Source organism: Rhizobium sp. RM (assembly GCF_013390595.1).
GTDB lineage: Bacteria > Pseudomonadota > Alphaproteobacteria > Rhizobiales > Rhizobiaceae > Agrobacterium.
Window position 1 is genome coordinate 578492 of sequence record NZ_JACAWV010000008.1, and the last position, 26098, is coordinate 604589.

The window sequence follows — 26098 nt, forward strand, 5'->3', positions numbered from 1 at the left end:
CGATGGCACCGTTGCGGTTTTTATGCGGGCTGACTTATAGTTTCTTTTTCGTATACAACAACAACTTAATCGCGAAAAAATTTAGAATAACATGTATTTTTATATCAGATTTGCCAATTGCCATCAAAAACAATCAATATGTGACGGCATTCGATAGAAGTGAGCCGAAAATACCATGCAATGTGACGCGATTCGCGCGCTTAATGCGAGCATCACCTTCATTTAAAACAAAATGCGGTGCGTCAAGGCTCTCCATGTCTCAAAAAGAAACAATATAGAGCGCGTGTGGGTTTTACGCGGGATTTCGACCGTCAGGGCCAGATAAAGGTCGATCGAGTTGAGCGTCCTGCTTTAGCAGACGCAACAAAAAAAGGGCGATCCGAAGATCGCCCTTTCTTGAGACTGTCCGGAGACAGGACTTCTTAGAAGTCCATGCCGCCCATGCCGCCCATGCCGCCGCCTGGAAGCGCCGGAGCGTCCTTCTTCGGCAGTTCGGCAATCATGGCTTCCGTCGTGATCAGCAGCGAAGCAACCGATGCTGCGTTCTGCAGAGCGGTGCGAACAACCTTGACCGGGTCGACGATGCCGAGCTGGATCAGGTCGCCGTATTCGCCCGTCTGAGCGTTGTAGCCGTAGTTGTCTTCGTTCTTCTCGAGGATCTTGCCAACAACGATGGAGGCTTCGTCACCTGCGTTGTCAGCAATCTGGCGAACCAGAGCCTGAAGTGCACGGCGAACGATGTTGACGCCAGCTTCCTGATCGTCGTTTTCGCCCTTGACGGAGATCTTCGTGGAGGAACGCAGCAGGGCAACGCCGCCGCCCGGTACGATACCTTCCTGAACAGCAGCGCGCGTCGCGTTGAGAGCGTCGTCGATGCGGTCCTTCTTTTCCTTCACTTCAACTTCAGTCGAACCGCCAACGCGGATAACGGCAACGCCGCCAGCGAGCTTAGCAAGGCGTTCCTGCAGCTTTTCGCGGTCGTAGTCGGAAGAGGTTTCTTCGATCTGAGCCTTGATCTGGGCAACGCGACCTTCGATGTCGGACTTCTGGCCCGAACCGTCAACGATCGTGGTGTTTTCCTTGGAGATCGAAACCTTCTTCGCCTTGCCGAGCATGTCGAGCGTGACGTTTTCGAGCTTGATGCCGAGGTCTTCGGAGATCACGGTACCACCGGTCAGGATGGCGATGTCTTCGAGCATGGCCTTGCGGCGGTCGCCGAAGCCAGGAGCCTTGACAGCAGCGATCTTGAGGCCGCCACGCAGCTTGTTGACGACGAGCGTCGCAAGAGCTTCGCCTTCTACGTCTTCAGCGATGATGACGAGCGGCTTGCCGGTCTGAACGACAGCTTCGAGAACCGGCAGCATAGCCTGGAGGTTCGAGAGCTTCTTCTCGTGGAGCAGAATGTATGCGTCTTCGAGGTCCGCAATCATCTTTTCCGGGTTGGTAACGAAGTAAGGCGACAGGTAACCGCGGTCGAACTGCATGCCTTCAACGACTTCGAGTTCGGTTTCAGCGGTCTTGGCTTCTTCAACGGTGATGACGCCTTCGTTGCCAACCTTCTGCATTGCTTCAGCAATGTCGAGACCGATCTGACGCTCGCCGTTAGCAGAGATCGTGCCGACCTGTGCAACTTCTTCCGAGGTGTTGATCTTCTTGGCCTTTGCCTGCAGGTCCTTGACGACTTCTGCAACAGCGAGGTCGATACCGCGCTTCAGGTCCATCGGGTTCATGCCGGCAGCAACTGCCTTTGCACCTTCGCGAACGATGGCCTGTGCCAGAACGGTCGCGGTGGTGGTGCCGTCACCGGCGATGTCGTTGGTCTTGGAGGCAACTTCGCGAACGAGCTGTGCGCCCATGTTCTCGAACTTGTCTTCCAGTTCGATTTCCTTGGCGACGGAAACGCCGTCCTTGGTGATGCGCGGTGCGCCGAAGGACTTGTCGATAACGACGTTACGACCCTTCGGGCCGAGGGTGACCTTTACTGCGTCAGCGAGAATGTCGACGCCCTTGAGCATCTTTTCGCGTGCGCCGCGGCCGAATTTTACTTCTTTGGCTGCCATTGTTCAAAACTCCTGGTTTCGAATGACCGGAACGGTATCCGGCATAAATTTAAGGAAACGACGGGTTCGGCCAGATCAGCCGATGATGCCCATGATGTCGGATTCCTTCATGATCAGAAGGTCTTCGCCATTGAGCTTGACTTCGGTGCCGGACCACTTGCCGAACAGAACGCGGTCGCCAGCCTTGACGTCGAGAGCGACAACCTTGCCGGACTCGTCACGTGCGCCAGAACCGACAGCGACGATTTCGCCTTCCTGCGGCTTTTCCTTTGCGGTATCGGGAATGATGATGCCGCCCTTGGTCTTTTCTTCGGACTCAACGCGACGAACGACAACGCGGTCGTGCAGCGGGCGGAAATTGGTGCTTGTCATTGTCTAATCCCTCGATCAAATGACTTGGTGCGGTTTTGAACGCACATGATGGTTGTTAGCACTCACCTTGCTGGAGTGCCAGCCAAGCCGAGATAAGGAGGCCTTCTGTCCGAGTCAAGGACGGCCCCCCGGAAAAATTTCCTGCCTTATGGTTAGCAGCGCTTCATGACAGAAATTTCCGCTCGCAAAAGGTGATTTGTGCTCATCATTCGACAGTGTTCGAAGACCTCGCCCTGACATCTGTTGTGGTAACGGGCCGCATCTTGTGTGTCCTTGAGCGGTAAAATGGTGCTTCCACGTATTTCTGCGTCAGATAGGCGAAAGGGATGGCTGTGGCGAAGGTCAATGTTGCAAGCAGGGCAAAATAGGTCGCCTGATCGAGCCCCTGATTGTTCAAGACATACATCCAGCCATATAGCGGGATCATGTGCAGCAGGTAGAGTGGATAGGACACCGTTCCGAGAAACGTCATGGCCGGATGTTCGAGAAAACGTGTTACGGGCCCTTTCTGACGCTTCTTGTCGCGAACCATCAGTGCGCCGCCAAAAATGAAGATCCATGCGCCCATGGCAAGATCAAACCAGCCGACGACGGCTGCGAGCGGAATGACGATCAGCGGTGAAAGCAGCGGCTGATTTTTCCAGCGCATGTTCCAGAGATAGTAGCTGGCAATGCCGAGTGCGAAGTAGATTGCGTAGTTGGCAAGAATGGCAGCATTCGGCCAGCGTTTGAGATACCAAACGGCAACAACGGTAAAAACCGTAAAGGCGATCCGCAACGGCTTGCTTTGATGATGCAGGAACCAGAACACAATCGGCGCGATCACATAGAACTGGAACTCGGTTGAAATATTCCATGCCTGGCCGAGGAACGCGTAAGCGCCGAGCGGCAGCCAGCTATCTGGCACAACGCCATGCAGCATGGTGACATGGGCAAGGCTGTTCCACTCCCAATCCGCGAAGCTGTTGTTGAGGATGGCAATACGCCCGGCATTGCGGGCGCTCTGGAAATCGGCCTCGGTCAAGGCTTCATAGGCGATCCAGGCAAAGGCAATCGAAAGGACGAATGCAAAGATATAGGCTGGATAAATCCGCTTCAGGCGGCGGGATATGTAAGTCGTGTAGTCTTCAGAGAGCGACGACATCATCACGAAAATCACGAAGCCGCTCATGATGCAGAAAATCTGCACCCGGATTTTTTCGTTGATGAGCGGTTTGAAGACGCCCATCGCATCAGGATCGATCCCGGCTGCCGGCAAAAGATGGACAACCACGACCCATGCCGCCAGCAGTCCACGCAAGCCTTCGAGCTGATCTATTCGCTTCATGGCTCATCCTCCATATGAGCCAGCCCCGCGCACATAAAACCATCTCGATGCCGCGATCACAACATGTTGCATTGCAAAAAATCAAAATGCGGCTCTCGCGGCAGCGCACCGTAGGTATTCTTTTTTTCTTGCCATCGCTGCCGGGCTTTGCGATGTCAGCCCTGTCTCCTTCAGCATCTGGAAAGCGTATCATGGCCCATCGCATTGCAACCCTCGGCGAAATTACCGCGGAGTTTGACGTTGTTCTCTCCGACGTCTGGGGCGTTCTGCACAATGGCGTCGCGGCCTTTCCCGATGCGGCCAAAGCACTGCAAGCAGCCCGCGAGGCCGGCAAGACGGTGGTGCTGATTACCAACTCACCGCGTCCGGCCCCCGGTGTCATTACGCAGCTGCGTGCGCTTGGTGTATCGGATGAAGCCTATGATCGGATCATCACGTCTGGCGACGTTACGCGCGGCCTGATTGCTGAAGGCCCGGAAAAAGTGTTCCTGCTCGGTCCTGAGCGTGATCTGCCGCTGCTCGATGGTCTAACGGTTGAACGTGTCGGCGAAGCTGAGGCGCAATCGGTGGTCTGCACCGGATTTTTCGATGACGAGACGGAAACACCGGAAGATTACACCGACATGCTGAAGGGCTTTATCGCACGCAAGGTGCCAATGATTTGCGCGAACCCCGATCTGGTGGTCGAGCGCGGCGAGCGTATCATCCCCTGTGCCGGGGCGATGGCCGCCTATTACGAACAGCTTGGCGGCGAGGTCCGCATTGCCGGAAAACCGCATTCGCCGATCTATGATGCCTGCCTTGCCGCAGCCAAAGACGTTCGTGGTGATTTCGACAAGGCACGGGTGCTTGCCATTGGTGATGGCATGCCGACTGATGTGAAGGGTGCGATTTCGAGCGGTCTGGAGCTGCTCTATATCAGCGGCGGTATCCACGCCGCCGAATACACTCTGAACGGCCAGACAGATGAGGCATTGTTGAATGCCTATCTGAAAGGACAGGGTGCAGCACCCGGCTGGTGGATGCCGCGTCTGGCGTAAGGGTGGGCTGTCATGACCGTCTTTCATCGCAATGAGAAAAAAGAGCCACTGCCAGAAAATCTGCGTGGTGGCGTCATCGCCATCGGCAATTTCGACGGCGTGCATCGCGGTCATCGTGCCGTTCTGGATCGCGCGTTGGAGTTGGCGGAAGCGCGCGGTGTTCCGGCGCTTGTGTTGACATTCGAGCCGCATCCTCGTTCGGTGTTTCGTCCTGACACTCCGGTTTTCCGCCTGTCGCCAGCCCCTTTGAAGGCACGACTTCTGGAGGCGATCGGTTTCCAGTCCGTCATCGAATATCCTTTTGATCGTGAGTTTTCCGAACGGTCTGCCGACGAGTTTGTCAAATCCATCCTCGTCGACTGGCTGGGCGCCAGTGCAGTGGTGACCGGTTTTGACTTTCATTTCGGCAGGGGCCGGGAAGGTGGCCCGGCATTTTTGATGCAGGCCGGCAAACGTTATGGGTTCGACGTCACGTTGGTTGATGCCTTCCGGGATGAGGGAGCCGATGTCGTGTCGTCCAGCCGTATTCGTGATCTTCTGGCTGAGGGCGATGTCTCCAGTGCGGCGGGTCTGTTGGGATATCGCTTCACGGTCGAGGCCGAAGTCATCGGTGGTCAGAAGCTTGGTCGCACACTGGGTTTTCCGACGGCCAATATGTCGCTCCCTCCCGAAACTGAACTGAAGGCTGGCATCTATGCCGTTCGTTTCCGCCGGCCGGATGGAAGCCTTCATGATGGTGTCGCGAGCTTCGGTTATCGTCCGACGGTAACCGAAAACGGCGCTGCTCTGCTGGAAACCTATGTCTTCGACTTTTCCGGCGATCTCTATGGTGAAGTCTGTTCAGTGTCTTTTTTCGGCCATTTGCGCGACGAACTGAAGTTTGAAGGTCTGGAGCCACTCGTAGCCCAGATCAGGCAAGACGAGGAAGAAGCGAGAGCGCTGCTCGCGGGCGTTCGGCCTTTAACCGAGTTGGACGCGAAAATAGCCTTTTGACGTAGCAATTGCATGATTTGTCGGCGGCTGCGTCATACAAAGCCATGCAACATCATACAAACAACTTCCTTTTTGCCCGGAAAGGTCTTAAACAACCGGTCATGCACCAATATCGGTCGACGTTCATATCCCGAATTATTGGCCCGGCCTTCCGCCCGCTCTGAGAGCCGGAAGGTCCGGGATTTTGGTGCTTGTCAAAAGCACCCTCCGTTTTGCCCTCTTTGTAGTTAAGACGGCGCGGCCCTTCGGGGGCGCCGCGACAATGGTACGATCATGAACGACACCGCAGAAAAAATCGATTATTCCTCAACGCTTTACCTGCCGCAGACGGATTTCCCGATGCGTGCTGGTCTGCCGCAGAAAGAGCCGGAAACGGTCAAGCGTTGGCAAGAAATGGGCCTCTACAAGAAGCTGCGCGCTTCCGCCGCCGGCCGCGAGAAATTCGTGCTGCATGACGGCCCGCCCTATGCCAACGGCAACATCCATATCGGCCACGCGCTCAACAAGATCCTGAAGGATGTCATCACCCGCTCGTTCCAGATGCGCGGTTACGATTCCAATTACGTTCCGGGCTGGGATTGCCACGGTCTGCCGATCGAGTGGAAGATCGAGGAAGCATATCGCGCCAAGGGCAAGAACAAGGATGAGGTTCCGGTCAACGAATTCCGCAAGGAATGCCGTGAATTTGCCTCGGGCTGGATCAAGGTTCAGGCTGAGGAATTCAAGCGCCTCGGCATCGAGGGTGACTTCGACAACCCATACACGACGATGAACTTTCACGCTGAGGCTCGGATCGCCGGTGAATTGCTGAAAATCGCCAAGAGCGGTCAGCTTTATCGCGGCTCGAAGCCCGTCATGTGGTCTGTAGTCGAGCGTACCGCGCTGGCTGAGGCGGAAGTCGAATATGCAGACGTAGAGAGCGACATGATCTGGGTGAAATTCCCGATCCTGGATGGCGCTGCTGATCTCAAGGGTGATTTTGTCGTCATCTGGACGACCACGCCCTGGACCATCCCCGGCAACCGTGCCATCGCCTTTTCGTCGCGTGTCGAGTATGGCCTTTATGAAGTGACGGAAGCTGCCAACGATTTCGGTCCGCGGCCGGGTGAAAAGCTGATCTTCGCCAAGAAGCTGGCCGAAGAGGCTGCAACCAAGGCAAAGCTGACCTTCAAGCTGGTTCGTGACGTGAAAGCGGAAGAACTGGCCGCCATGACCTGCGCCCATCCGTTGGCGTCGCTTGGTTACGATTTCGCCGTGCCGTTGCTTGATGGCGACCATGTCACAGACGACGCCGGTACGGGCTTCGTCCACACTGCGCCGAGCCATGGTCGCGAAGACTTTGACGCATGGACCGGTCATCAGCGCGTCATCGAAGCGCGTGGCATCTCCTCCAAAATCCCGTTCCCGGTCGATGACGCCGGTTTCTATACCGAGGATGCTCCCGGTTTCGGCCCGTCCGCCGAAGGCGGTGCTGCCCGCGTTATGGATGACAACGGTAAGAAGGGCGATGCCAACGAGCGCGTCATCAAGGCGCTCATCGCGACCAACACACTGTTTGCGCGTGGCCGTCTGAAGCACAGCTATCCGCATAGCTGGCGCTCCAAGAAGCCTGTGATCTTCCGCAATACGCCGCAATGGTTTGTCTATATGGACAAGGAACTCGGCGACGGAACTACGCTCAGATCGCGCTCGCTTTCGGCCATTGACCAGACGCGCTTTGTGCCGGCTTCCGGACAGAACCGCCTGCGCGCCATGATCGAAGGTCGCCCGGACTGGGTTCTGTCGCGCCAGCGCACCTGGGGTGTGCCGATCGCTGTATTTGCCGACGAAAAGGGTGAAATCCTGGTCGACGACGCTGTCAACCAGCGCATCATCGATGCTTTCGAGGTCGAAGGTGCCGACGCATGGTTTGCAGAAGGCGCCAAGGAACGCTTCCTCGGCAATGACCACGACCATGCCAAGTGGCTGCAGGTCATGGACATTCTCGATGTCTGGTTCGACTCTGGCTCGACGCACACTTTCACGCTGGAAGATCGCCCGGACCTCAAGTGGCCGGCGGATGTCTATCTCGAAGGTTCTGACCAGCACCGCGGCTGGTTCCATTCGTCGCTGCTGGAAAGCTGCGCGACGCGTGGTCGTGCGCCTTACAACGCCGTTGTCACCCATGGTTTCACCATGGACGAGAAGGGCGAAAAGATGTCGAAGTCCAAGGGCAACGTCGTTTCGCCGCAGGAAGTGATGAAGGATGCCGGTGCCGACATTCTGCGCCTGTGGGTCATGACCACCGACTACTGGGATGACCAGCGCCTCGGCAAGGCCATCATCCAGACCAATGTCGACGCCTATCGCAAGCTGCGCAACACCATCCGCTGGATGCTCGGCACGCTTGCCCATTATGAAGGCGAAGAAATTGCTTACGCCGACCTGCCGGATCTGGAAAAGCTGGTGCTGCACCGCCTTTCCGAACTGGATCAGGTCGTGCGCGACGGTTACGACAGCTTCGAGTTCAAGAAGATTGCGCGTGCGCTTGTCGATTTTGCCAATGTCGAGCTTTCGGCCTTCTACTTCGACGTCCGCAAGGACACGCTCTATTGCGACGCGCCGTCGTCGCTGAAGCGCCGTGCGGCTCTGTCGGTCATCGCCAAGCTGTTCGATTGCCTCGTTGGCTGGCTTGCGCCGATGCTGCCCTTCACCACCGATGAAGCGTGGTTGTCGCGTTACCCGGATGCCGAATCCGTGCATCTCGTTCAATTCCCCTCCGTGCCTGCGGAATGGAAGAACGACGTGCTGGAAGCGAAGTGGGAAAAGATCCGCAAGGTTCGTACCGCTGTCACCGGCGCTTTGGAAATCGAACGCCGCGAAAAGCGTATCGGCTCGTCTCTCGAAGCGGCTCCAGTGGTCTACATCGCTGATGCTGAGCTTCTGGCCGCGCTCGAGGGCGAAGACTTCGCCGAAATCTGCATCACCTCGGCGATCTCTGTCGTCGCGGGTGAAGGCCCTGCCGATGCCTTCCGTCTGGCGGAAGTATCGAAGGTTGCGGTTGAGCAGAAGCTGGCGGAAGGCCGTAAATGCGCCCGTTCCTGGCGCATCACCACCGATGTCGGTGCCGATCCGCAATATCCGGATGTTTCGGCGCGTGATGCAGAGGCGCTGCGCGAGCTTGCCGCTCTCGCATGATGAAAATGGCCGGATGAATTGCGCTTTGCGTCTTCATCCGGTACATCTGCCTGAAAATGGCCGGATTTTCGCGGCAATGCGGGCTGCCGCGTGCTAGTGGACAAGTGGTCTGGCGAAACGGGACGGACGGCTGGAAGGGTTTCGATGAAGACGATGCAGGGTAACGGGCAGGGGTTTGGCATGTTGCGAACGATTGCAGGCATCACGGCTATGGGCATGTTGCTCGGCGCGTGCACCAGTCCGACTTACGGAACCGGCAAGTCTGCCGCAGAACAGCTCGTTGATGACCTTGGCAGCGCCACTTCCATCACTGGCGACCAGACCAAGCGCAACCTGAAGTACAATCCGCGTCCTGGTCTTGTCGTTCCTGCGCAGGCGCGTGCCGAACAGCTCGCTGAGCCGCAGCAGAATATGGCAAGCCGCGAGACCAACCCGCAATGGGTCGAATCGCCGGAAGAAACCCGCGAGCGTCTGCGCGATGAAGCTGACGCCAACAAGAATAACCCGAACTATCGTTCGCCGCTTCTGGCTGGCAACGGCACAAACGGCCAGATGACCGAGACCCAGAAGTGGGAAGCGTTCCGTCAGGCCAAGGCTGATGCCAAGGGTGGCTCTGTCGTTAATGCCCAGCGCAAATTCCTGACCGATCCTCCTGCGGAGTATCGCAGCGTACCGCAGGACCAGCTGACGGACCTCGGCGAGCCTGAGCAGAAGAAGGACAAGCGCCGAAGAAGGAAGCGGCAGTTGCCGGTTCCGGCAAGAGCTGGTGGAACCCCTTCCAGTAAGCTCTTAAGACCATGTGACGGAGCGCAGAATTGATGTCTTGCTCCGTCATGTCGAGTTCCAGGCTGAAAATGATGTGATGGATGTAAAGGCGGAAACGATGATCCGCCTATTTTTCAAATAGCGTCATCAATCCGTTTCTGCTGAAAGAATTGCCGTAAAATCTCGGCGCTTTCGCGTTCTGCGAGGCCTGAATAAACGTCCGGCGCATGGTGACACGTTGGCTGGTTGAAAAAGCGGACACCGCTGTCAACCGCACCGCCTTTGGGGTCTTCCGCGCCGTAGTACAGCCGTCGGATACGGGCAAAGGAGATCGCCGCAGCACACATGGTGCAGGGCTCCAGCGTAACGTAAAGGTCGGCACCCGGCAGGCGTTCCTGACCCAGCGCTTCGCAGGCCATGCGGATGACTGCGATTTCTGCGTGCGCTGTTGGATCGTTCAATGCGCGGGTCTGGTTGCCTGATCGGGCAATGACTTTGCCATCCAGGACCAGAACGGCGCCGATCGGAACCTCTTCACGTTCGGCTGCGGCACTGGCTTCTTCCAGTGCCAGTTCCATGAAATGCGTCCTTTCGGCCATTGCGTCTCAATTTCCTCTTAACCCTTGTGCTTGGACCTGATAGGACAGCCCAAACAACAGGCAAACAGCAAATGACTTTTAAAGACAAGCCGAAGCGTGACGGCGGCAAGACATTTAGCCGCGACAAGAAGCCGAAGAGCGCCGACAAGCCGGCCGTTCATCGGGAAAAGAAGCCGTCGGTGGCGAAAGCCGAGGCGGTTGAAGCCACTGCCGTTATTGGCGCGAAGCCGGAGCGTATCTCCAAGATCATGGCGCGCGCCGGTGTGGCGTCGCGTCGCGATGTCGAGCGGATGATCATGGAAGGTCGCGTGTCGCTGAATGGCGTCAAGCTAGACTCGCCGGTCGTCAATGCCACGCTGTCGGACAAGATCGAAGTCGACGGCATGCCGATTCGTGGCGCCGAGCGTACGCGTCTGTGGCTCTATCACAAGCCTGCCGGTCTGGTGACGACCAATTCCGATCCGGAAGGTCGCCCGACGGTCTTTGATAATCTGCCGGGTGAATTGCCGCGCGTTCTGTCCATCGGCCGTCTCGATATCAATACCGAAGGCCTGTTGCTTCTGACCAATGACGGCGGTCTTTCGCGCGTCCTGGAACTGCCGACCACCGGCTGGCTGCGCCGTTACCGCGTGCGCGCCCACGGCGAGGTCGATCAGGCTGCGCTCGACAAGCTGAAGGACGGTATTGCTGTAGACGGCGTCCTTTACGGCGCGATCGATGCGACGCTGGACCGTACGCAGGGCCATAACGTCTGGATCACCATGGGTCTTCGCGAAGGCAAGAACCGTGAAATCAAGAACGTGCTCGGCGCGATTGGCCTTGAGGTCAACCGCCTGATCCGCATTTCCTACGGTCCTTTCCAGCTTGGTGATCTGGCGGAAGGCAAGGTGCTGGAAGTGCGCGGCCGCATGTTGCGCGATCAGCTTGGCCCACGTCTCATCGAGCAGGCTGGTGCCAATTTCGATGCGCCGATCTATGATGTGCCTGTCGACGAAGAGGAAGAAAAGCCAGCCAAGTCCGAATGGGCTAAGAGCGATACGCGTGAAGGCAAGCCCCGTTTCGACAAGGGTGGCAAGCCTGAAGATCGCCGCGAACGCGCACTTGGCCGTCTGGACACGAAGCGCAGCGACAAGCCCGCTGGCAAGTTCGGTTCGAAGCCAGCCGGCAAGGGCCGCGACGATGACGAAGACGATCGCCGCAGCAATCGTCCCCCGTCGGGCAGCAGCCGTACCGCCAATGTCTGGATGGCTCCGGGCGCCAAGCCGACACGCGATGGCAAGGCGCGCAAATCTGTCCGCGCTGAGGCTGAAAGTCTGTTCAAGAAGCCATCCGCGCAGGCCGAAGCACGTCGCAATGTCGTGCGACATGCGGATGACGAGGGTGAATGGATACGCTCCGATTCCACGCGCGAAGAAGATCGCGGCCGTGGCGAGCGTCCTGCCCGTGGTGACAGAGGTTTTGGCGATCGCCCGGCGCGGCGCGAAAAACCTTTCGGAGACAAACCATTCCGTGATCGCCCCCGCGAAGAGGGCGACCGCTCGCGTGGGGAACGCCCGGCGCGCGGCGAAAGAAGCTTTGGCGACCGTCCTGCACGGGGTGAAAAGTCCTTTGGCGATCGGCCGTTCCGCGATCGTCCTCGCGAAGAGGGTGACCGCCCGCGTGGCGAGCGTCCGACTCGTGGCGAAAGAAGCTTTGGTGACCGTCCTGCACGGAGTGAGAAGCCCTTCGGTGACCGGCCGTTCCGCGACCGACCCCGTGAAGAAGGTGACCGTCCACGTGGCGACCGGCCCTTCGGTGACAAGCCCAGAGGTGGAAAACCCGGCGGTAAGCCAGCCTTCGGCAAGTCGGGTGAACGCGGTGAGCGCTCGGGTTTTTCGGGCAAGGGTAAAGGCGCTGGCGGCAAAGGCCCCGGCGGCGGCAAGCCGGGCGGCAAAGGTCGGGGTGGCAAACCTTCTGGTGGCAGGGGAATGACACGTAATGCGGATCGTAGGCGGTGAGTTCCGCGGCCGAAGCTTGGCCGCGCCGAAAACCAATTCCATTCGTCCAACCATCGACAGGACAAGGGAAAGCCTTTTTAATATTCTGAGCCATGCTTATCCGGAAAGTCTGGATGGTACGCGCGTTCTGGATGTTTTTGCCGGTACCGGCGCTGTTGGCCTCGAGGCTCTGTCGCGCGGCTGCCGTGTGGCGCTCTTCGTCGAGAACGGTGTTGAGGGCAGGGGCCTGCTCTGGGAAAACATCGATGCGCTTGGCCTGCACGGTCGTGCCCGCATTTTGCGGCGGGATGCGACCAAGCTTGGCGGTGTCAACAACATCGAACCGTTCGATGTGCTGTTCGCTGACCCACCCTATGGCCATGGCCATGGTGAAAAGGCTTTTTCTGCTGCGCATGCCGGCGGCTGGCTGGTGCCGGGCGCTCTTGCGATCCTGGAAGAGCGTGGCGATGTGGTCGTGACGGTCGAGCCGGTTTTCAAGCTGCTCGAAAGCCGAACCTTCGGCGATACCAAAATGCATTTTTACCGCTACGAACCCTGACAGGACGGTTTTTGCCGTCTTGCCATGGCTCTGTCGTGTTTGCGCAATAGGCAAACATCTCCTCTGGAGCGAAGGTGGTTACCGGTATGGAGCAAGGTGCATACGAAAACGTCGCGGCCGCAAACGGGGCCGCGGACAGCCGCAGTGATGACGGTGAACCAACGTTCGGTCTAGCCCTCGGCGGGGGCGGCGCACGCGGCATATGCCACATCAACGTCGTCGAGGCATTGGATGAACTTGGCATCCGACCGGTGATGATTTCCGGCTCTTCCATCGGCTCTATCATCGGCGCGGGCATGGCGGCCGGTATGACCGGGCGCGACATTCGCGACTACACACTTGAACTGATGGGCCGAAAGGGTTCGGTTGCCAACCGACTCTGGAGCCTTGGTCCGGCCTCGATGCGCCATGCGGTCGATGGCTTCCGCCTTGGCCAGTTCAACCTCGAACTCATTCTGCACGCCTTGATGCCGCAGGCCCTTCCCAAGAATTTTTCTGATTTCTCCATTCCGATGAAGGTCATGACGACCGACTACTACGCGCAGACGGAAGTGGTGGTCGAGAATGGTGAAGTGATCCAGGCGCTTGCGGCCTCAGCAGCGATCCCCGCCTTGTTCATGCCCGTGCGAATGAACGGGCGTATCATGATTGACGGTGGCATCTTCAATCCGGTTCCCTACGAGCATTTACTGGATCATGCCGATATCGTCATTGGTGTCGACGTGGTCGGTGGACCGGAAGGTGATGGCGCCACCATGCCGAACCGGCTCGACAGTCTGTTTGGCGCCAGCCAGTTGATGATGCAGGCTGCCATCGCCCTGAAACTTCGGCTCAGACCACCGCATATCTTCCTGCGCCCGCCGGTCAACCGGTTCAGGGTGCTGGACTTTCTCAAGGCCGATGAAGTTCTGGCGGCATCCGCCGCTATCAAGGATGATTTGAAGCGGCAGATCGAGATGCAGGTCGAACTGTTTCACCGGGGACGCGGCATCGAAGCATGAGGTCGGTGGTCAAGCGACGATCTCTGCATCTCCATCTTCCGGCTCGTCCTCCTCTTCGCGTTTTTCCACCTTGTTTTTCGGCTTCATCAACGGCTCAGGTTTGACCTCACGGACAGGCTTGTTGTGCAGCATCTGCCGGCCAGCGGCCAAGCCTTCAACGGCCTGTAACTGCAGCCGCTCCTCGTCGCGTTCACGTATATCGTCGGCAATCGAAATTGCGCGCTCGCTGTCCATATCCAACCCCTCCAGCATCCGTCGTCCGAAGACGAGGCCCGATTCCAGCGTTTCACGCAGTTCGTACTCGATGCCTTTTTTCCTGAGGTCGATTGAATGGATACGGTCATAGGATCGGGCAAAGATGCGCACGGACGGAAACTCCGACTGGATCATGTCGATGATCCGGTCCGTGGTTTCCTTTTTGTGGGTGCAGACGGCGACGATATCGGCGCGTTCGATGCCGGCGGCAATCAGAACGTCCTTGCGCGTACCGTCACCGAAGAAAATGCGGAAGCCGAAACGGGCTGCCTGACGCACACGATCGGCGGAGCTATCGATCACTGTGACGTCTCTCCCGCCTGCCAGAAGAATCTGTGATGCGATCTGGCCGAAACGCGAAAAGCCGATCATCAGAACATCGGCACCCGCGCCGTCGAAATCCTCTTCAAGCGCGTCTTCGTCCGCGTCTTCCGCGGTCAGACGGCGTGACACGACCGCGAGAAGCGGGGTCAAGGCCATTGATAACGTGACAATGGCAACCAGTATCGATGCTGTCGCCTGTGGGAACAGCCCGGACGCTGCGGCCGTGGTGAAGAGGACAAAACCAAATTCGCCACCTTGTGCCAGAAGCAGGGCGATACGGCTCGATGCATAACGCGACGAGCCTGCGATACGGCAGAGGGCGTGAATGAGTGTCGCCTTGACGAGCATCATCACCGGGACGGCAACTAGGATCAGGACGATGTGCTCATAGACGATGCGGATGTGCAGCGACATGCCGACCGCCATGAAGAACAGCGCCAGAAACAGGCCGCGAAACGGCTCGATATCGGCCTCAAGTTCGTGTCGATAGGACGATTCCGACAGCATCAGGCCCGCCAGCAGCGCCCCCATGCCCATGGAAAGACCGACCATTTCCATGATCGCTGCGGCACCGATGACCACAAAGAGTGCTGCGGCGATCATGACTTCGCGCGCTCCGGTCCGGGCAATGATCTGGAACATTGGGGTCAGCAGATAACGCCCCGCGAGAACCATGCCACCCACCGCCACGACCGAGGCGACAAGGTCCGAAACCATCGAGTCGGTCGGCACTTCTGGACGATTGGAAAGAATAGTGACGAGAGCAAGCAAGGGGACGATCGCGAGGTCCTGAAACAACAGGATCGAGAAAGAGCGATTGCCGTGTTTGGTATTCATGTCGCCATCATCGGCGAGGATTTGCAGCGCAAAGGCAGTTGAAGAAAGCGCAAGTCCGAAACCGGCCACAAGGCTACCTCGCCATTCGATCAACCCTGCCCACCAGGTAATTGCCGCAAGTGTACCCCCGGTAACAAGCACCTGTGCCAGCCCAAGACCCAGAATGTCGCGCCGCATCTGCCAGATGCGTGACGGCTTCAGTTCAAGGCCGATGATGAACAGCAGGAAAACGACGCCGAGTTCGGAAACGTTGAAGATGTCTTTCGCATCCGTCACCAGATGAAGAAATGGCCCGATGACGATACCCGCCACCAGATAGCCAAGGACGGTTCCAAGCCCGAGCTTGCGAAAAATGGAAGCTGCAATCACCGCACCGGCCAAAAGCAGCAGGGGTTCGGTAAAGAGAGCGTCGTGCTCGGTCATGGTGGCAGGCTTTCGAATATGAGGGTGAGATCGCCATTCGGGCAGAGAATGCGGCTTTCACCCTTGATGCGGGATTGTTGGCACAATAAATGGAACAGGAATGAAAGGCCAACTCATGTCTTCGGAAATCGATTCTTCTAAGCTTCTCGATCGTGCCAGCCAACTTGTCGACCTCGCCCGCGCCGCCGGTGCAGATGAGGCCGATGCTGTTGTGGTCCGGTCCCGTTCTCAGTCCATTGGTGTCCGGCTCGGAAAAGTGGAAAACACCGAGTCCTCTGAAAGCGATGATTTCTCGCTCCGTGTTTTTGTCGGTCGGCGCGTTGCAAGCGTGTCCGCCAATCCTGGTTTCGACCTGAAGACATTGGCGGAGAGAGCTGTCGCGATGGCGAAGGTTTCCCCTGAAGATCCCTACGCCTGCCTGGCGGACAAGGATCGGCTGGCAACGTGGTATGACGACCTCAAGCTTTTTGATCCCACTGAAGTTCCCACTGACAAGCTGAGCGAAGCTGCGCTTGCTGCGGAAGAAGCCGCTCTTGCGGTCAAGGGCGTCACCAATTCCTCCGGCGCTGGTGCGTCGAGCGGTATGGGCGGTCTTGTTCTCGTCACATCACATGGCTTTGCCGGCAGCTACATGGGCAGCCGCTTCAGTCGCTCCGTCAGCGTCATTGCAGGCGAAGGCACGAAGATGGAGCGTGATTACGACTTCGACAGCCGCCTCTATTACGCCGATCTGGACGCGGCCGAGCTCATCGGCCGTCGTGCCGGAGAAAAAGCAGTCGAGCGTGTCGGTCCACGTCAGGTCGACACCGGCAGCAACATGACGGTTGTTTTCGATCCGCGGATTGCCCGTGGGTTCGTTGGCGCCATTGCCGGTGCGATCAACGGTGCATCTGTTGCGCGCAAGACAAGTTTCCTGCGCGACAAGATGGGCCAGCAGGTGCTGAAAAGCGGACTTAACCTCACTGATGACCCGCAGATCGTGCGCGGTCCATCTTCCCGCCCTTTCGATGGGGAAGGGGTGAGGGGCGAACGCATGGTGATGATTGAGGACGGTGTGCTGAAGCACTGGTTCCTGTCAACCTCGGCGGCGCGTGAACTCGGTCTGGAAACCAATGGGCGCGGTGTTCGTGGCGGTACGTCGGTTTCGCCGGCATCAACCAACCTGGCGCTTGAGCCCGGCGATATTTCTCCCGAGGATTTGATCCGCCAGATCGGTACAGGCTTTTACGTCGCCGAACTCATCGGCCACGGCGCCAATATGCTGACCGGTGAATATAGCTGTGGCGCCAGCGGTTTCTGGATCGAGAACGGTGAAAAGTCCTTCCCCGTTTCGGAAGTGACGATCGCCTCGAACCTCAAGGACATGTTCATGCGGATAACGCCGGCGAACGACATCGATCGCAAATACGGCATTGCTGCTCCGACCCTTGCAATCGAAGGCATGACGATCGCGGGCAAGTGATCTCTACTGTCGATTGCTTTCGCCGGTGGTTCGTGTGCAAGTGCGAATGAGATAAGCGCGCGGTTTGCGCGCGCGGAAAAGACGGCACGATGAAAGATATGGCTGAAGCCCGCTGGGCTTCCGATTTGGCGCTTATTCTTGGAGCTGCGCGCAGAGCAGGGGAGACTGCGCTCGGTTTCTTCCGTAAGGACCCCGATGTCTGGTGGAAGAATGGTGGCCAATCCCCAGTCAGCGCTGCGGACTATGCAGCGAATGAAATCCTTGCAAACATCCTTCGCTCAGCCCGTCCCGACTACGGGTGGCTGTCGGAGGAGACCGACGACGATGCTGTTCGACTGACAAGAGACACCGTTTTCGTCATCGACCCAATCGATGGCACACGCGCGTTTATTGGCGGTCGCGATACATGGTGTGTCAGCGTCGCCGTCGTCCATCGCGGCAGACCTGTGGCCGCCGCGCTTGTTGCCCCGGCGCTTGCAGAAGAGTTCACTGCAGTCGAGGATGGTCCCGCGTTGAAGAATGGTCAACCCATTGCGGTGTCCAGCGGAAATGAGGGCATCCTGCATCTGGCTGCACCGGAAGACGTGATCGCTCATCTGTCTGCCGATGTCCGTGCCGGTGTGAAACGCATTCCGCATGTGCCGTCACTCGCCTACCGGTTGGCAATGGTGGCAGACGGCCGTATCGACGGAACACTGGTGAAGGCGAACTCGCACGAGTGGGATCTCGCAGCTGCGGACCTTATCCTCGACAGGGCGGGCGGGCAGCTCGTGGGCCTCGATGGAAAACCTCTGATGTATAATCGGGTGCAGGTTAACCACCCGGCATTGTGCGCCGCAGCAGAATATGCGCTTCCAGAGCTTTTGAAAGCATTTTCACATCTGTCCAACGGTTGACGTTTACCCGGAAATCCAGCAGATGAAGGGCTCTCTCAGACATATAGAAAGAGACAAAGAGATGACCGAAACCGGCAAACCGAAACAACTCCTGCACCTGGTGTTTGGTGGCGAACTCGAAAACCTTCAGGATGTTCAGTTCCGGGATTTGAACGCGCTCGATATCGTCGGCATCTACCCTGACTATGCAACGGCGCTGACAGCGTGGAAGTCCAAGGCTCAGTCGACCGTCGACAACGCTCATATGCGTTATTTTATCGTGCATATGCACCGTCTTCTCAATCCTGACGACAAAAAATAACTACTTTTGCCCTTGCGTTGTAATATTATCGGGAAACAGCACTTTCCCGATGATTCTTGCTCGCAGCATGCAAACAGGCGTCTGGGCGCGAAAAAGTGATCGTGCATACGCCTGCTGTGACAAAAAATGACGCAATTTGAGAAGTACTAGGCGGCGATAACTCGAATTACAGGGAAAAGGCATTGCGCGGAACGATCAAGGGCAGAATGTCATGAGCAGCCGTATCGCACGCTTCGCTCTTTCCGGTTACAGAATTGCCGGCATTGCCGCCTACCCTTTTGCCAAGCCCTATCTTTCTTATCGGGCAGCGAAGGGCAAGGAAGACAGGCGCCGCCGCCTCGAGCGGTTTGGCTACGCCAGCGCCGAACGTCCGCGCGGGCCGCTTGTCTGGTTCCACGCAGCAAGTGTTGGTGAAACGCTGGCACTCATTCCGCTGATCCGTGAAATCCGCAAGCGCGATATTTTCGTTCTGTTGACGACAGGCACGGTCACCTCCGCAGAGCTGACCCGTACTCGCCTCGGCGACGATGTGATCCATCAATATGTGCCGCTCGACATAAAGATCGCTGTCAATCGTTTCCTGACCTACTGGGCGCCCGATGCCGCCATCACGGCCGAGTCGGAAATCTGGCCTGTGACGATGATGGAACTGGAGCGTCGTCATATTCCGCAGATCAGGGTCAATGCACGCCTTTCGGACCGTTCGTTCGGTCGCTGGCGGAACCGCCAGGATATTGCGGAATCGCTGTTTTCCAAGCTTGCTCTGGTGGTTGCGCAATCTGACCTCGATGCAGAGCGGTTCCGCGATCTCGGTTCATGGCCCGTTGTCATTTCCGGTAACTTGAAAGGCGATACAGATCCGCCGCCGTGCGACGACACAGTGCTGGAGCGCTATCGCCAGCAAATCGGCAACCGCAAGACCTGGGCGGCGATTTCCACTTTTGACGGGGAAGAAAAGGCTGCTGCCACGGTGCATGCCGCGATCAAGTCCCGCAATGGCCAGTTGACGATCATCGTACCGCGTCATCCGGAACGCGGTGATGATGTGGAGGCGATGCTCAAGGGCATGGGGCTGACCGTCGCTCGCCGAAGCCGGGCTGACATCATCACCCCTGAAACAGATATTTTCCTGGGCGATTCCATTGGCGAGATGGGGCTTTATCTTCGCCTGACGGAGCTTGCCTTCGTTGGTCGCTCACTGACTGCCGAGGGTGGGCAGAACCCGCTGGAACCGGCGATGCTTGGCTGTGCCGTGCTTTCCGGCGCGCACGTGCAGAACTTCCGTGAAGCTTATCAGAAGCTCATCCGTGCCGGCGGGGCGCGCATCATTCGTGATGTCGAAATGCTGGCCAAGGCCGTGCACTATCTGCTGGTCAACGACAATGAGCGTTACAAGATGATAGATGCGGGCAACCGTGTCATTCAGGATATGCGTGGCGCACTGTCAGCCACCGTCAAGGCTCTTGAACCCTATATCAATCCTTTGACCGTCTCGGCCAAACTTCAGCCGCGCAGTGCGGTTGGCTCATGGTAACGGATATGCCCGACCAACAGGCACACTCAATCGCTGCTGTTCTGTTCGACAAGGACGGGACGTTGCTCGGTTATGATGCAAGCTGGGGCCCCGTCAATCGCGAGCTTGCGGCGATTGCAGCCAAAGGCGATCCAGATCTTGCCGATCGACTTCTCGCAGCCTGTGGCATGGACCCGGTGACGGGCCATGTCGTGGCGGACAGTCTTCTTGCGGCAGGCAATACGGCAGAGATTGCGGCCGGGCTGGTGGCGGCTGGTTCACCTTGCGATGAAGTGGAACTGACGACGCGGCTCGATCGGCTTTTTACCGAGGCTGCGGACAAGTCGGTTCCCGTGACTGATCTGAAGGGCTTTTTTACTCGCCTCAAGGCGCGCGGTTTCAAACTCGGCATCGCGTCCAGCGACAACGAAAGTTCGATACGCCGACTGGCGGAACGCTTTGGTTTCGAAACCTATATTGATTTCTTCGCCGGTTATGACAGCGGTTACGGCACAAAGCCGCAACCGGGCATGGTGCTTGGTTTTTGTAAGGCGACGGGCATTCCGCCTGAACAGATCGCTGTTGTCGGTGATAACAATCACGATCTGCACATGGCGAAAAATGCCGGTGCTGGCCTGCGCATTGCCGTTTTGACCGGGACCGGGTCGCGTGAAAGCCTGGGCAGGGACGCCCACTATTGTTTTGACGACATCACGTCGTTGGAAGACCTGTTGCCGGCACGCTCCGTTCTGGAAAGCGCCTGAAATTCCGGGTGCCGTTTTGCAATCCTTGGTTTTTTCTGGCACATACCACCTTTGATAAGACGGATTTCAAACCTCAAACCGCAGGATGTGCGGCGGGAGCGGGCATAGATGGTATCTGAAGCGCCGCCTTTCTGGTGGCAGAAGGCTGGGTGGCAGGCATGGGCGCTGTCGCCGTTTTCGCTTCTCTATGGCAAGATTGCCGGGCGCCGAATGCGCACCGCAAAACGAGCAAGCGTTCCTGTTCCCGTTATCTGCATCGGTAATTTTACGGTCGGTGGGGCTGGCAAGACACCCACGTCTATCGCGATCGCAAGAGCCGCGAAGGAAAAAGGGCTGAAGCCGGGCTTCCTGAGTCGCGGTTATGGCGGCTCGCTCGATGTCACGACACTGGTAGACCTTGGGCATCATCGCGCAGCTGCCGTCGGCGATGAACCCTTGCTCCTGGCACGCGAGGCGATGACGGTCATCTCCCGCAAACGGGTGGAAGGAGCCGAGAGGTTGGTGAAGGAGGGCGCTGACCTCATCATCATGGATGACGGCTTCCAAAGTGCGAGGTTGACGCTCGACTACGCGCTTGTCGTGATCGATACGATCAGAGGTGTCGGCAATGGCTACCTTGTTCCCAGCGGCCCGGTGCGCGCGCCCCTTGCTGAACAGATGCGGCACATGACCGGACTTCTGAAGGTCGGCAAGGGACACGCGGCCGACGCCATCGTTCGTGTCGCTGCAAAGGCCGCCAAGCCTGTTTTCGTCTCCAGCATCCAGCCGCGCGAACTATCCGAAATCGACGGAAAACGTGTCCTCGCCTATGCAGGCATTGCAGACCCCGCCAAGTTCTACAGGACCGTCGAAGACTTGGGTGGCGAGATCGTCCAGCAGCGATCGTTCCCGGACCATCATCACTTCAGCGATGATGAAATTGCCGATTTGCTGCTCGATGCGGGGAAGCAGGACTTGTTGCTTGTAACCACGGCTAAGGATGCAGTCCGTCTCAATGGCCATCACGGCCGGGCGGAGGAATTGCTCTGGAACAGTCTGGTGGTGGAAATCGACATGGTATTCGACGATCCGAATGCAGCTTCGACGATCATCGATCAGGCCATGGAACACTGCCGTCTTCGGCGTCTCAAAGAAAGTGCACATCCCGCCGCGTGAAAACCGCCGGGATGTGATTTTTGCATCATTTCGGCAGAGTACCGGCCTTCGTTTCTGCTTCCAGTGAAGCTGCCGCATCCACATAGGCTTCCTGCCGTGCAACACTCCAATAGCGCAGTTCGTCGAGCGGGATGATCTTGCCCGTTACGGCGCAGATGACGTGAGAGCCAGTCTGCACGATCCGGAAATCGCCATCGAGATAGTCGATGATCGCGGCGCGGTTTCCGCCTCCCTCAAATCTGTTCATCCGTTTTCGTCTCCTGCCATTTCCAATGAGTGCATCCAGGCCCAGACGGCGTAGCGTTTTTCTGAACAATCGGGATGCTCCAGTTCCTTCGAGTTATACCGCCCGGCATCCCATAATGCCAGACCGCGCTTGCCCTGGCATCAACTGCGCCCAAAGAGCCGCTCTATGTCGGAGAGCTTCAGTTCTATGTAGGTGGGGCGACCGTGATTGCATTGCCCGGACCCAGGTGTGTTTTCCATCTGCCGGAGCAGCGCATTCATTTCTTCAGGCCGCATGCGACGCCCCGAACGTACCGAACCATGGCAGGCCATTGTCGCGGCGACGTATTCAAGTTTGTTGGCAAGCGAGGATGCGGCGTCCCACTCGGCAATTTCATCCGCCAATTGTCGGATAAGACCCTGTACGTTGACTTCGCCCAGCATCGCCGGCGTTTCTCGAACCGCAACCGCGCCGGGACCGAACCGCTCGACCACAAGTCCTAACGCATCGAAACCACCAGCATGTTCCATCAACCTGTCGCAGTCTTCCTCGGGCAGGTCGATGATCTCGGGGATCAGCAAGACCTGCGAGGAGGGGCGTTTGGCGTGCAGGGCATTCCGCATCTCCTCGAACACCAACCGCTCATGTGCGGCATGCTGATCGACGATCACCAGGCCATCGTCGGTCTGGGCGACGATGTAGTTCTCGTGAAGCTGTGCCCGTGCGGCGCCGAGCGGATAGCGCAGTGGTTCAGGTGATGGTGTCTGCGTTGGCTCGTTGTAAGGCTCAGCGATCTCCGCCCGAGCCGTCGGCATGGTGATGTCGGTAAACCGTGACTGCGCCGGTTCGGCGAACTGCATCTCGCCGGAATATGCAAGCGGCCGGGAAGGTGAGGTTGCGGGGGACCAGGCGGGTGACGGGAACGGGCGCACAGTGGATGGGCTATAACCAGGGCGAAAGGCATTCATCATCTGGCTTGCGCCTGTGGTCGCAGCCCTGTCGCCATCGCGCGTCAGGGCCTGGCGGATCGCTCCGATGATAAGGCCGCGGATCAGGCCGGGGTCGCGGAAGCGGACATCGGATTTGGCTGGATGAACGTTGACGTCCACCAATGCGGGATCGAGCGTCAGTGACAGTACCGCGACCGGGTAGCGTCCATGCGGCACGGTTTCCGCGTAAGCTGCGCGAATGGCGGAAAGGAGCAGTTTGTCCTGCACCGGGCGGCCATTGACGAACACATATTGATGCGCTGAGTTGCCGCGGTTGAAGGTGGGTACCCCGGCAAAGCCGGTCAGTGTCACATCCTCGCGCTCGGCATCGATTTCAATGGCGTTGTCCTTGAATTCCGCGCCGAGAATCTGCGCCATACGGGCAAGGTGATCATCACCGGTGGCGGGGATCTCTAATGTCGAGCGGTCGGTGCCGGAAAGCGCGAAGCGGATATGCGGAAAAGCAATGGCCATGCGCTTGACGACTTCGGTGATCGCGGCAGCCTCGGCCCGTTCCGTCTTGAGAAACTTCAGTCGGGCTGGGGTCGCAAAAAACAGGTCACGGACCTCGACGATCGTTCCGGCGTTTGCCGCAGCCGGACGGACTTCGGAGACCTTGCCGCCGCTGACGGAAATCACCGAGCCTTGTGCCGCACCCTGCCGGCGGCTGGTGATCGAGAGTTTGGCCACCGATCCGATGGAAGGCAAAGCTTCACCACGAAAGCCGAGAGTGTGGATATCGTCCAGCGTGTCGGAAATTTTCGAGGTGCAATGCCGCCGCACCGCAAGCTCCAGATCCTCGGGGGTCATGCCTGAACCATTGTCAGTCACACGCACAAGACCCTTGCCACCACCCGCCGTGGCGATTTCGATACGCGTCGCACCTGCGTCGATGGCGTTTTCGACCAGCTCCTTGGTCGCGCTCGAAGGGCGCTCGATGACCTCGCCGGCGGCGATCTGGTTGATGAGGGTTTCGGAAAGTAGTTTGATGACCATGATGGCTATTTTCGCGGATTCGCAGGACGTTCGGAAGTAAAATCGGTTTCTGGCGGAAATATGCACAGTTTTGCGCCTTGGCACGGCTTCCGGCATTGCAGTTTTGCAACGTTAATCGCCCTTTAATCGGCGGGCGTTATGGTCGGCCGACTTGAAATGAACGCGCGAATGAGGTCTTCCTTACTGGAAGGTGCGACGGCGAAACGGGTAGCCGTCATCTTTTCCTCAAGACTGCTTCAAGCGGCAAACCCTGATGTTTCTTTGTCCGGAATCTCATGATTCCAACAGATGCATAAGCCTGAATGAGAAAACAGGTGGGGGTTTACTGGTGAGCGATTTGGCGCCTTCCGGCGCGGGCATTTATACAGCGATGCTTGATGCTCTTTGCGACGCGCTTGGCGCGGCGGTTGTCGTCTATGACGGCAATGATCGCATCGTTTTTGCCAGTCGCAAGATTCTGTCGATTTTTCCTCTTCGCGAGGAAGCAATTTCTCACGGCGCCCGCCTGCGCGATTATCTCGGCGCTCTCTACGATTGTTGCCTCGAAGACACCGGAAATCCGGCGGTAATGACCGGACGGCTCGGGCGCGAGGAATGGATTGGCGAGCGTCTGGCGCTGCACTGGCGCGAAAGGTCTGAAAAGACGGAGCGACACAAGGGTGAACGCTGGCTGCGTTTCGTCATGAACAGGTTGCCATCAGGCCTCGGCATCAGTGTTGTTGCGGATATTTCCGAGCAGAAAAAACGTGAAGAGCAGTGGCGACTTGACCTTGAACGGGCGCAATTGGTTGAGGATATTCTCGACAATCTGCCGTTCTCGATCATCGTCAAAGACCGCAACGCCGCTTATGTCGCCGTCAACAAGGCAGCTTGTGCTTTGCTTGAAACCAACGCCGAAACCATCCTTGGGCGCACAGTTTTCGATCTCCATTCCCGCAATCTTGCCGAACGGATCGATATTGCGGATCGACAGGTTATCGACAACGGCACATCAACTGTCCTGCCGGAGCGAGTGACACGTCTCAACGGCGAGGAAATATTGGCGATCACCCGCAAACAGCGGGTAGGTCGGCTGGGGCGCTATTTTCTGGTCACGACGATGGAAGATATTACTGCGCTTGCCACAAGGGACGAGCACGGTACGCCCGTTATACCCACACTCGAACATCTCTCCTTTGTGACGTCCACCTTCGGGAAGGCCAGGGAAGAGATGAGGGCCTCCAACCTGGACCAAAGTGGCCTGAAAGGGAAAGCAGTTCTTCTCGTGACTGCCAATCCATCCTTTGCAAAGGTCGCCGGCCAAAAGCTCATCGATTACCAGGTTGAACACGCCGTCGTTACGAGCGAGGAAGAGCAACGCGACTTCATTGATATTGCCCGCTCTGCCGGTGTGACAATCGATATCGTTGTTGTTGACAACCAGATGAGTGTTGCGTGCCTCGATCATGCCGCCGCTGGGAACCTTCCCGTTCTCGCCATCGATGAAGATCAGATCGCCGCAACCTTGTTGCACAAGCTGATCTCGGCTTTGGAAACATCCGAGCGCAGCGCAGACGATGACAACGACCAGTGGGAAATTGTCACCGAGGAAACACCTGTGGTTCTCGAGCGCGGCGGTCCCGGCGATGTCCTGCTTGTCGAAGACAACAAGGTCAATCAGATCGTCTTTTCTCAGATCCTTGAAGGATTGGGCCTTGGCTGGCGGCTTGCGACCTCCGGTGAGGAAGCGTTGCGGCTTTTTGCCGAACAACGTCCTTCCGTTGTGCTTCTCGACACCACGCTTGTGGATATAGACGGTTTTGAGGTCGCTCGTCGAATGCGGGGGCTGGAAGAGGAAGCGCCTGTTCCCATCGTTGGCGTCATCACCCACGCCTTTGAAGGCGATCGGGACAAATGTCTGGCAGCGGGCATGGACGACATGCTGCTGAAACCTGTCAGCCCCGATATGGTAGAGGGCATTTTCCAGCGGATTTTTGGAAAGAGGGATGCTCGGGAGCGCGCCTGATCAATCCCGTGACTGATGATATTCAGCGCCGATGAGTGGTAGGTTTTGTCCATTACACCAATGGAGATATGGTTTTTTTAATA

At 57.8% G+C, this 26098-nt stretch carries 20 protein-coding genes and 1 pseudogene; 14 read left to right on the forward strand and 7 right to left on the reverse strand.

What is annotated here, in order from left to right:
- Nucleotides 1-422: 422 nt before the first annotated feature.
- From groL to HWX89_RS11785, 3 genes are all read right to left on the reverse strand, one after another.
- Nucleotides 423-2060: a chaperonin GroEL gene (gene groL / locus HWX89_RS11775; protein ID WP_138794653.1), complete on the reverse strand. Its 1638-nt coding sequence runs from the start codon at nt 2058-2060 to the stop codon at nt 423-425.
- Between the two features lie 75 nt (nt 2061-2135).
- Nucleotides 2136-2432, reverse strand: a complete 297-nt coding sequence (groES, locus tag HWX89_RS11780) for a co-chaperone GroES (RefSeq protein WP_138794654.1) — start codon at nt 2430-2432, stop codon at nt 2136-2138.
- Between the two features lie 205 nt (nt 2433-2637).
- Entirely contained in the window at nt 2638-3759 is a 1122-nt protein-coding gene (locus HWX89_RS11785) for an acyltransferase family protein (RefSeq protein ID WP_138794655.1), read from the reverse strand.
- A gap of 191 nt (nt 3760-3950) precedes the next feature.
- Here HWX89_RS11785 and HWX89_RS11790 point away from each other — a divergent pair, with 191 nt between their 5' ends.
- The 4 genes and pseudogenes from HWX89_RS11790 to HWX89_RS11805 all read left to right on the forward strand — a co-directional run bounded on the left by HWX89_RS11790 (nt 3951) and on the right by HWX89_RS11805 (nt 9754).
- A complete protein-coding gene (locus HWX89_RS11790; protein ID WP_138794656.1) occupies nt 3951-4799 on the forward strand; it encodes a TIGR01459 family HAD-type hydrolase in 849 nt (282 codons plus the stop codon).
- A 12-nt stretch (nt 4800-4811) separates the two neighbouring features.
- A complete protein-coding gene (locus HWX89_RS11795; RefSeq protein WP_138794657.1) occupies nt 4812-5792 on the forward strand; it encodes a bifunctional riboflavin kinase/FAD synthetase in 981 nt (326 codons plus the stop codon).
- A 273-nt stretch (nt 5793-6065) separates the two neighbouring features.
- Complete coding sequence (ileS, locus tag HWX89_RS11800; protein WP_138794658.1) at nt 6066-8969, forward strand: isoleucine--tRNA ligase; 2904 nt, start codon at nt 6066-6068, stop codon at nt 8967-8969.
- Between the two features lie 144 nt (nt 8970-9113).
- Nucleotides 9114-9754: pseudogene (locus HWX89_RS11805) on the forward strand (hypothetical protein).
- 114 nt (nt 9755-9868) lie between these two features.
- Here the strand turns inward: HWX89_RS11805 and HWX89_RS11810 are convergent.
- Complete coding sequence (locus HWX89_RS11810) at nt 9869-10333, reverse strand: nucleoside deaminase (protein WP_138794659.1); 465 nt, start codon at nt 10331-10333, stop codon at nt 9869-9871.
- Between the two features lie 71 nt (nt 10334-10404).
- Between HWX89_RS11810 and HWX89_RS11815 the strand changes: the two genes are divergently transcribed.
- From HWX89_RS11815 to HWX89_RS11825, 3 genes are all read left to right on the forward strand, one after another.
- Entirely contained in the window at nt 10405-12330 is a 1926-nt protein-coding gene (locus HWX89_RS11815; RefSeq protein ID WP_138794660.1) for a pseudouridine synthase, read from the forward strand.
- Nucleotides 12311-12868, forward strand: coding sequence for a 16S rRNA (guanine(966)-N(2))-methyltransferase RsmD (gene rsmD, locus HWX89_RS11820; RefSeq protein ID WP_138794661.1), 558 nt, complete (start codon nt 12311-12313; stop codon nt 12866-12868). The genes HWX89_RS11815 and rsmD overlap by 20 nt, the downstream gene beginning before the upstream one ends.
- An 86-nt stretch (nt 12869-12954) precedes the next feature.
- Nucleotides 12955-13869 carry a patatin-like phospholipase family protein gene (locus tag HWX89_RS11825; protein ID WP_138794662.1) on the forward strand — a complete coding sequence of 305 codons (915 nt, stop codon included), beginning with the start codon at nt 12955-12957 and terminating at the stop codon, nt 13867-13869.
- A 9-nt stretch (nt 13870-13878) separates the two neighbouring features.
- Here HWX89_RS11825 and HWX89_RS11830 read toward each other — a convergent pair whose 3' ends face one another.
- Complete coding sequence (locus HWX89_RS11830) at nt 13879-15708, reverse strand: monovalent cation:proton antiporter-2 (CPA2) family protein (protein WP_138794663.1); 1830 nt, start codon at nt 15706-15708, stop codon at nt 13879-13881.
- A gap of 115 nt (nt 15709-15823) precedes the next feature.
- Here HWX89_RS11830 and HWX89_RS11835 point away from each other — a divergent pair, with 115 nt between their 5' ends.
- The 6 genes from HWX89_RS11835 (at nt 15824) to lpxK (ending at nt 21799) form a co-directional block, all read left to right on the forward strand.
- Nucleotides 15824-17170 carry a TldD/PmbA family protein gene (locus HWX89_RS11835; protein WP_138794955.1) on the forward strand — a complete coding sequence of 449 codons (1347 nt, stop codon included), beginning with the start codon at nt 15824-15826 and terminating at the stop codon, nt 17168-17170.
- Between the two features lie 89 nt (nt 17171-17259).
- Nucleotides 17260-18066 carry a 3'(2'),5'-bisphosphate nucleotidase CysQ gene (locus HWX89_RS11840; RefSeq protein WP_138794664.1) on the forward strand — a complete coding sequence of 269 codons (807 nt, stop codon included), beginning with the start codon at nt 17260-17262 and terminating at the stop codon, nt 18064-18066.
- A gap of 61 nt (nt 18067-18127) precedes the next feature.
- Nucleotides 18128-18367: a DUF4170 domain-containing protein gene (locus tag HWX89_RS11845; protein ID WP_138794665.1), complete on the forward strand. Its 240-nt coding sequence runs from the start codon at nt 18128-18130 to the stop codon at nt 18365-18367.
- Nucleotides 18368-18578: 211 nt separating this feature from the next.
- Nucleotides 18579-19901: a lipid IV(A) 3-deoxy-D-manno-octulosonic acid transferase gene (waaA, locus tag HWX89_RS11850; RefSeq protein WP_138794666.1), complete on the forward strand. Its 1323-nt coding sequence runs from the start codon at nt 18579-18581 to the stop codon at nt 19899-19901.
- 5 nt (nt 19902-19906) lie between these two features.
- Nucleotides 19907-20644 (forward strand): HAD family hydrolase, encoded by a 738-nt coding sequence (locus HWX89_RS11855; protein WP_246705135.1) that lies wholly within the window; start codon nt 19907-19909, stop codon nt 20642-20644.
- A 108-nt stretch (nt 20645-20752) separates the two neighbouring features.
- Complete coding sequence (lpxK, locus tag HWX89_RS11860; protein WP_138794668.1) at nt 20753-21799, forward strand: tetraacyldisaccharide 4'-kinase; 1047 nt, start codon at nt 20753-20755, stop codon at nt 21797-21799.
- 25 nt (nt 21800-21824) lie between these two features.
- On the opposite strand, the gene HWX89_RS11865 is transcribed toward lpxK, so the two are convergent.
- Nucleotides 21825-22046: a DUF2093 domain-containing protein gene (locus HWX89_RS11865; protein ID WP_138794669.1), complete on the reverse strand. Its 222-nt coding sequence runs from the start codon at nt 22044-22046 to the stop codon at nt 21825-21827.
- A gap of 140 nt (nt 22047-22186) precedes the next feature.
- On the reverse strand, nt 22187-24010 hold the full coding sequence (gene mutL / locus HWX89_RS11870) for a DNA mismatch repair endonuclease MutL (protein ID WP_138794670.1): 1824 nt from the start codon (nt 24008-24010) through the stop codon (nt 22187-22189).
- Nucleotides 24011-24380: 370 nt separating this feature from the next.
- On the opposite strand from mutL, the gene HWX89_RS11875 reads away from it, so the two are divergent.
- Nucleotides 24381-26015, forward strand: a complete 1635-nt coding sequence (locus tag HWX89_RS11875) for a response regulator (RefSeq protein WP_138794956.1) — start codon at nt 24381-24383, stop codon at nt 26013-26015.
- The last annotated feature ends 83 nt before the right edge of the window (nt 26016-26098 follow it).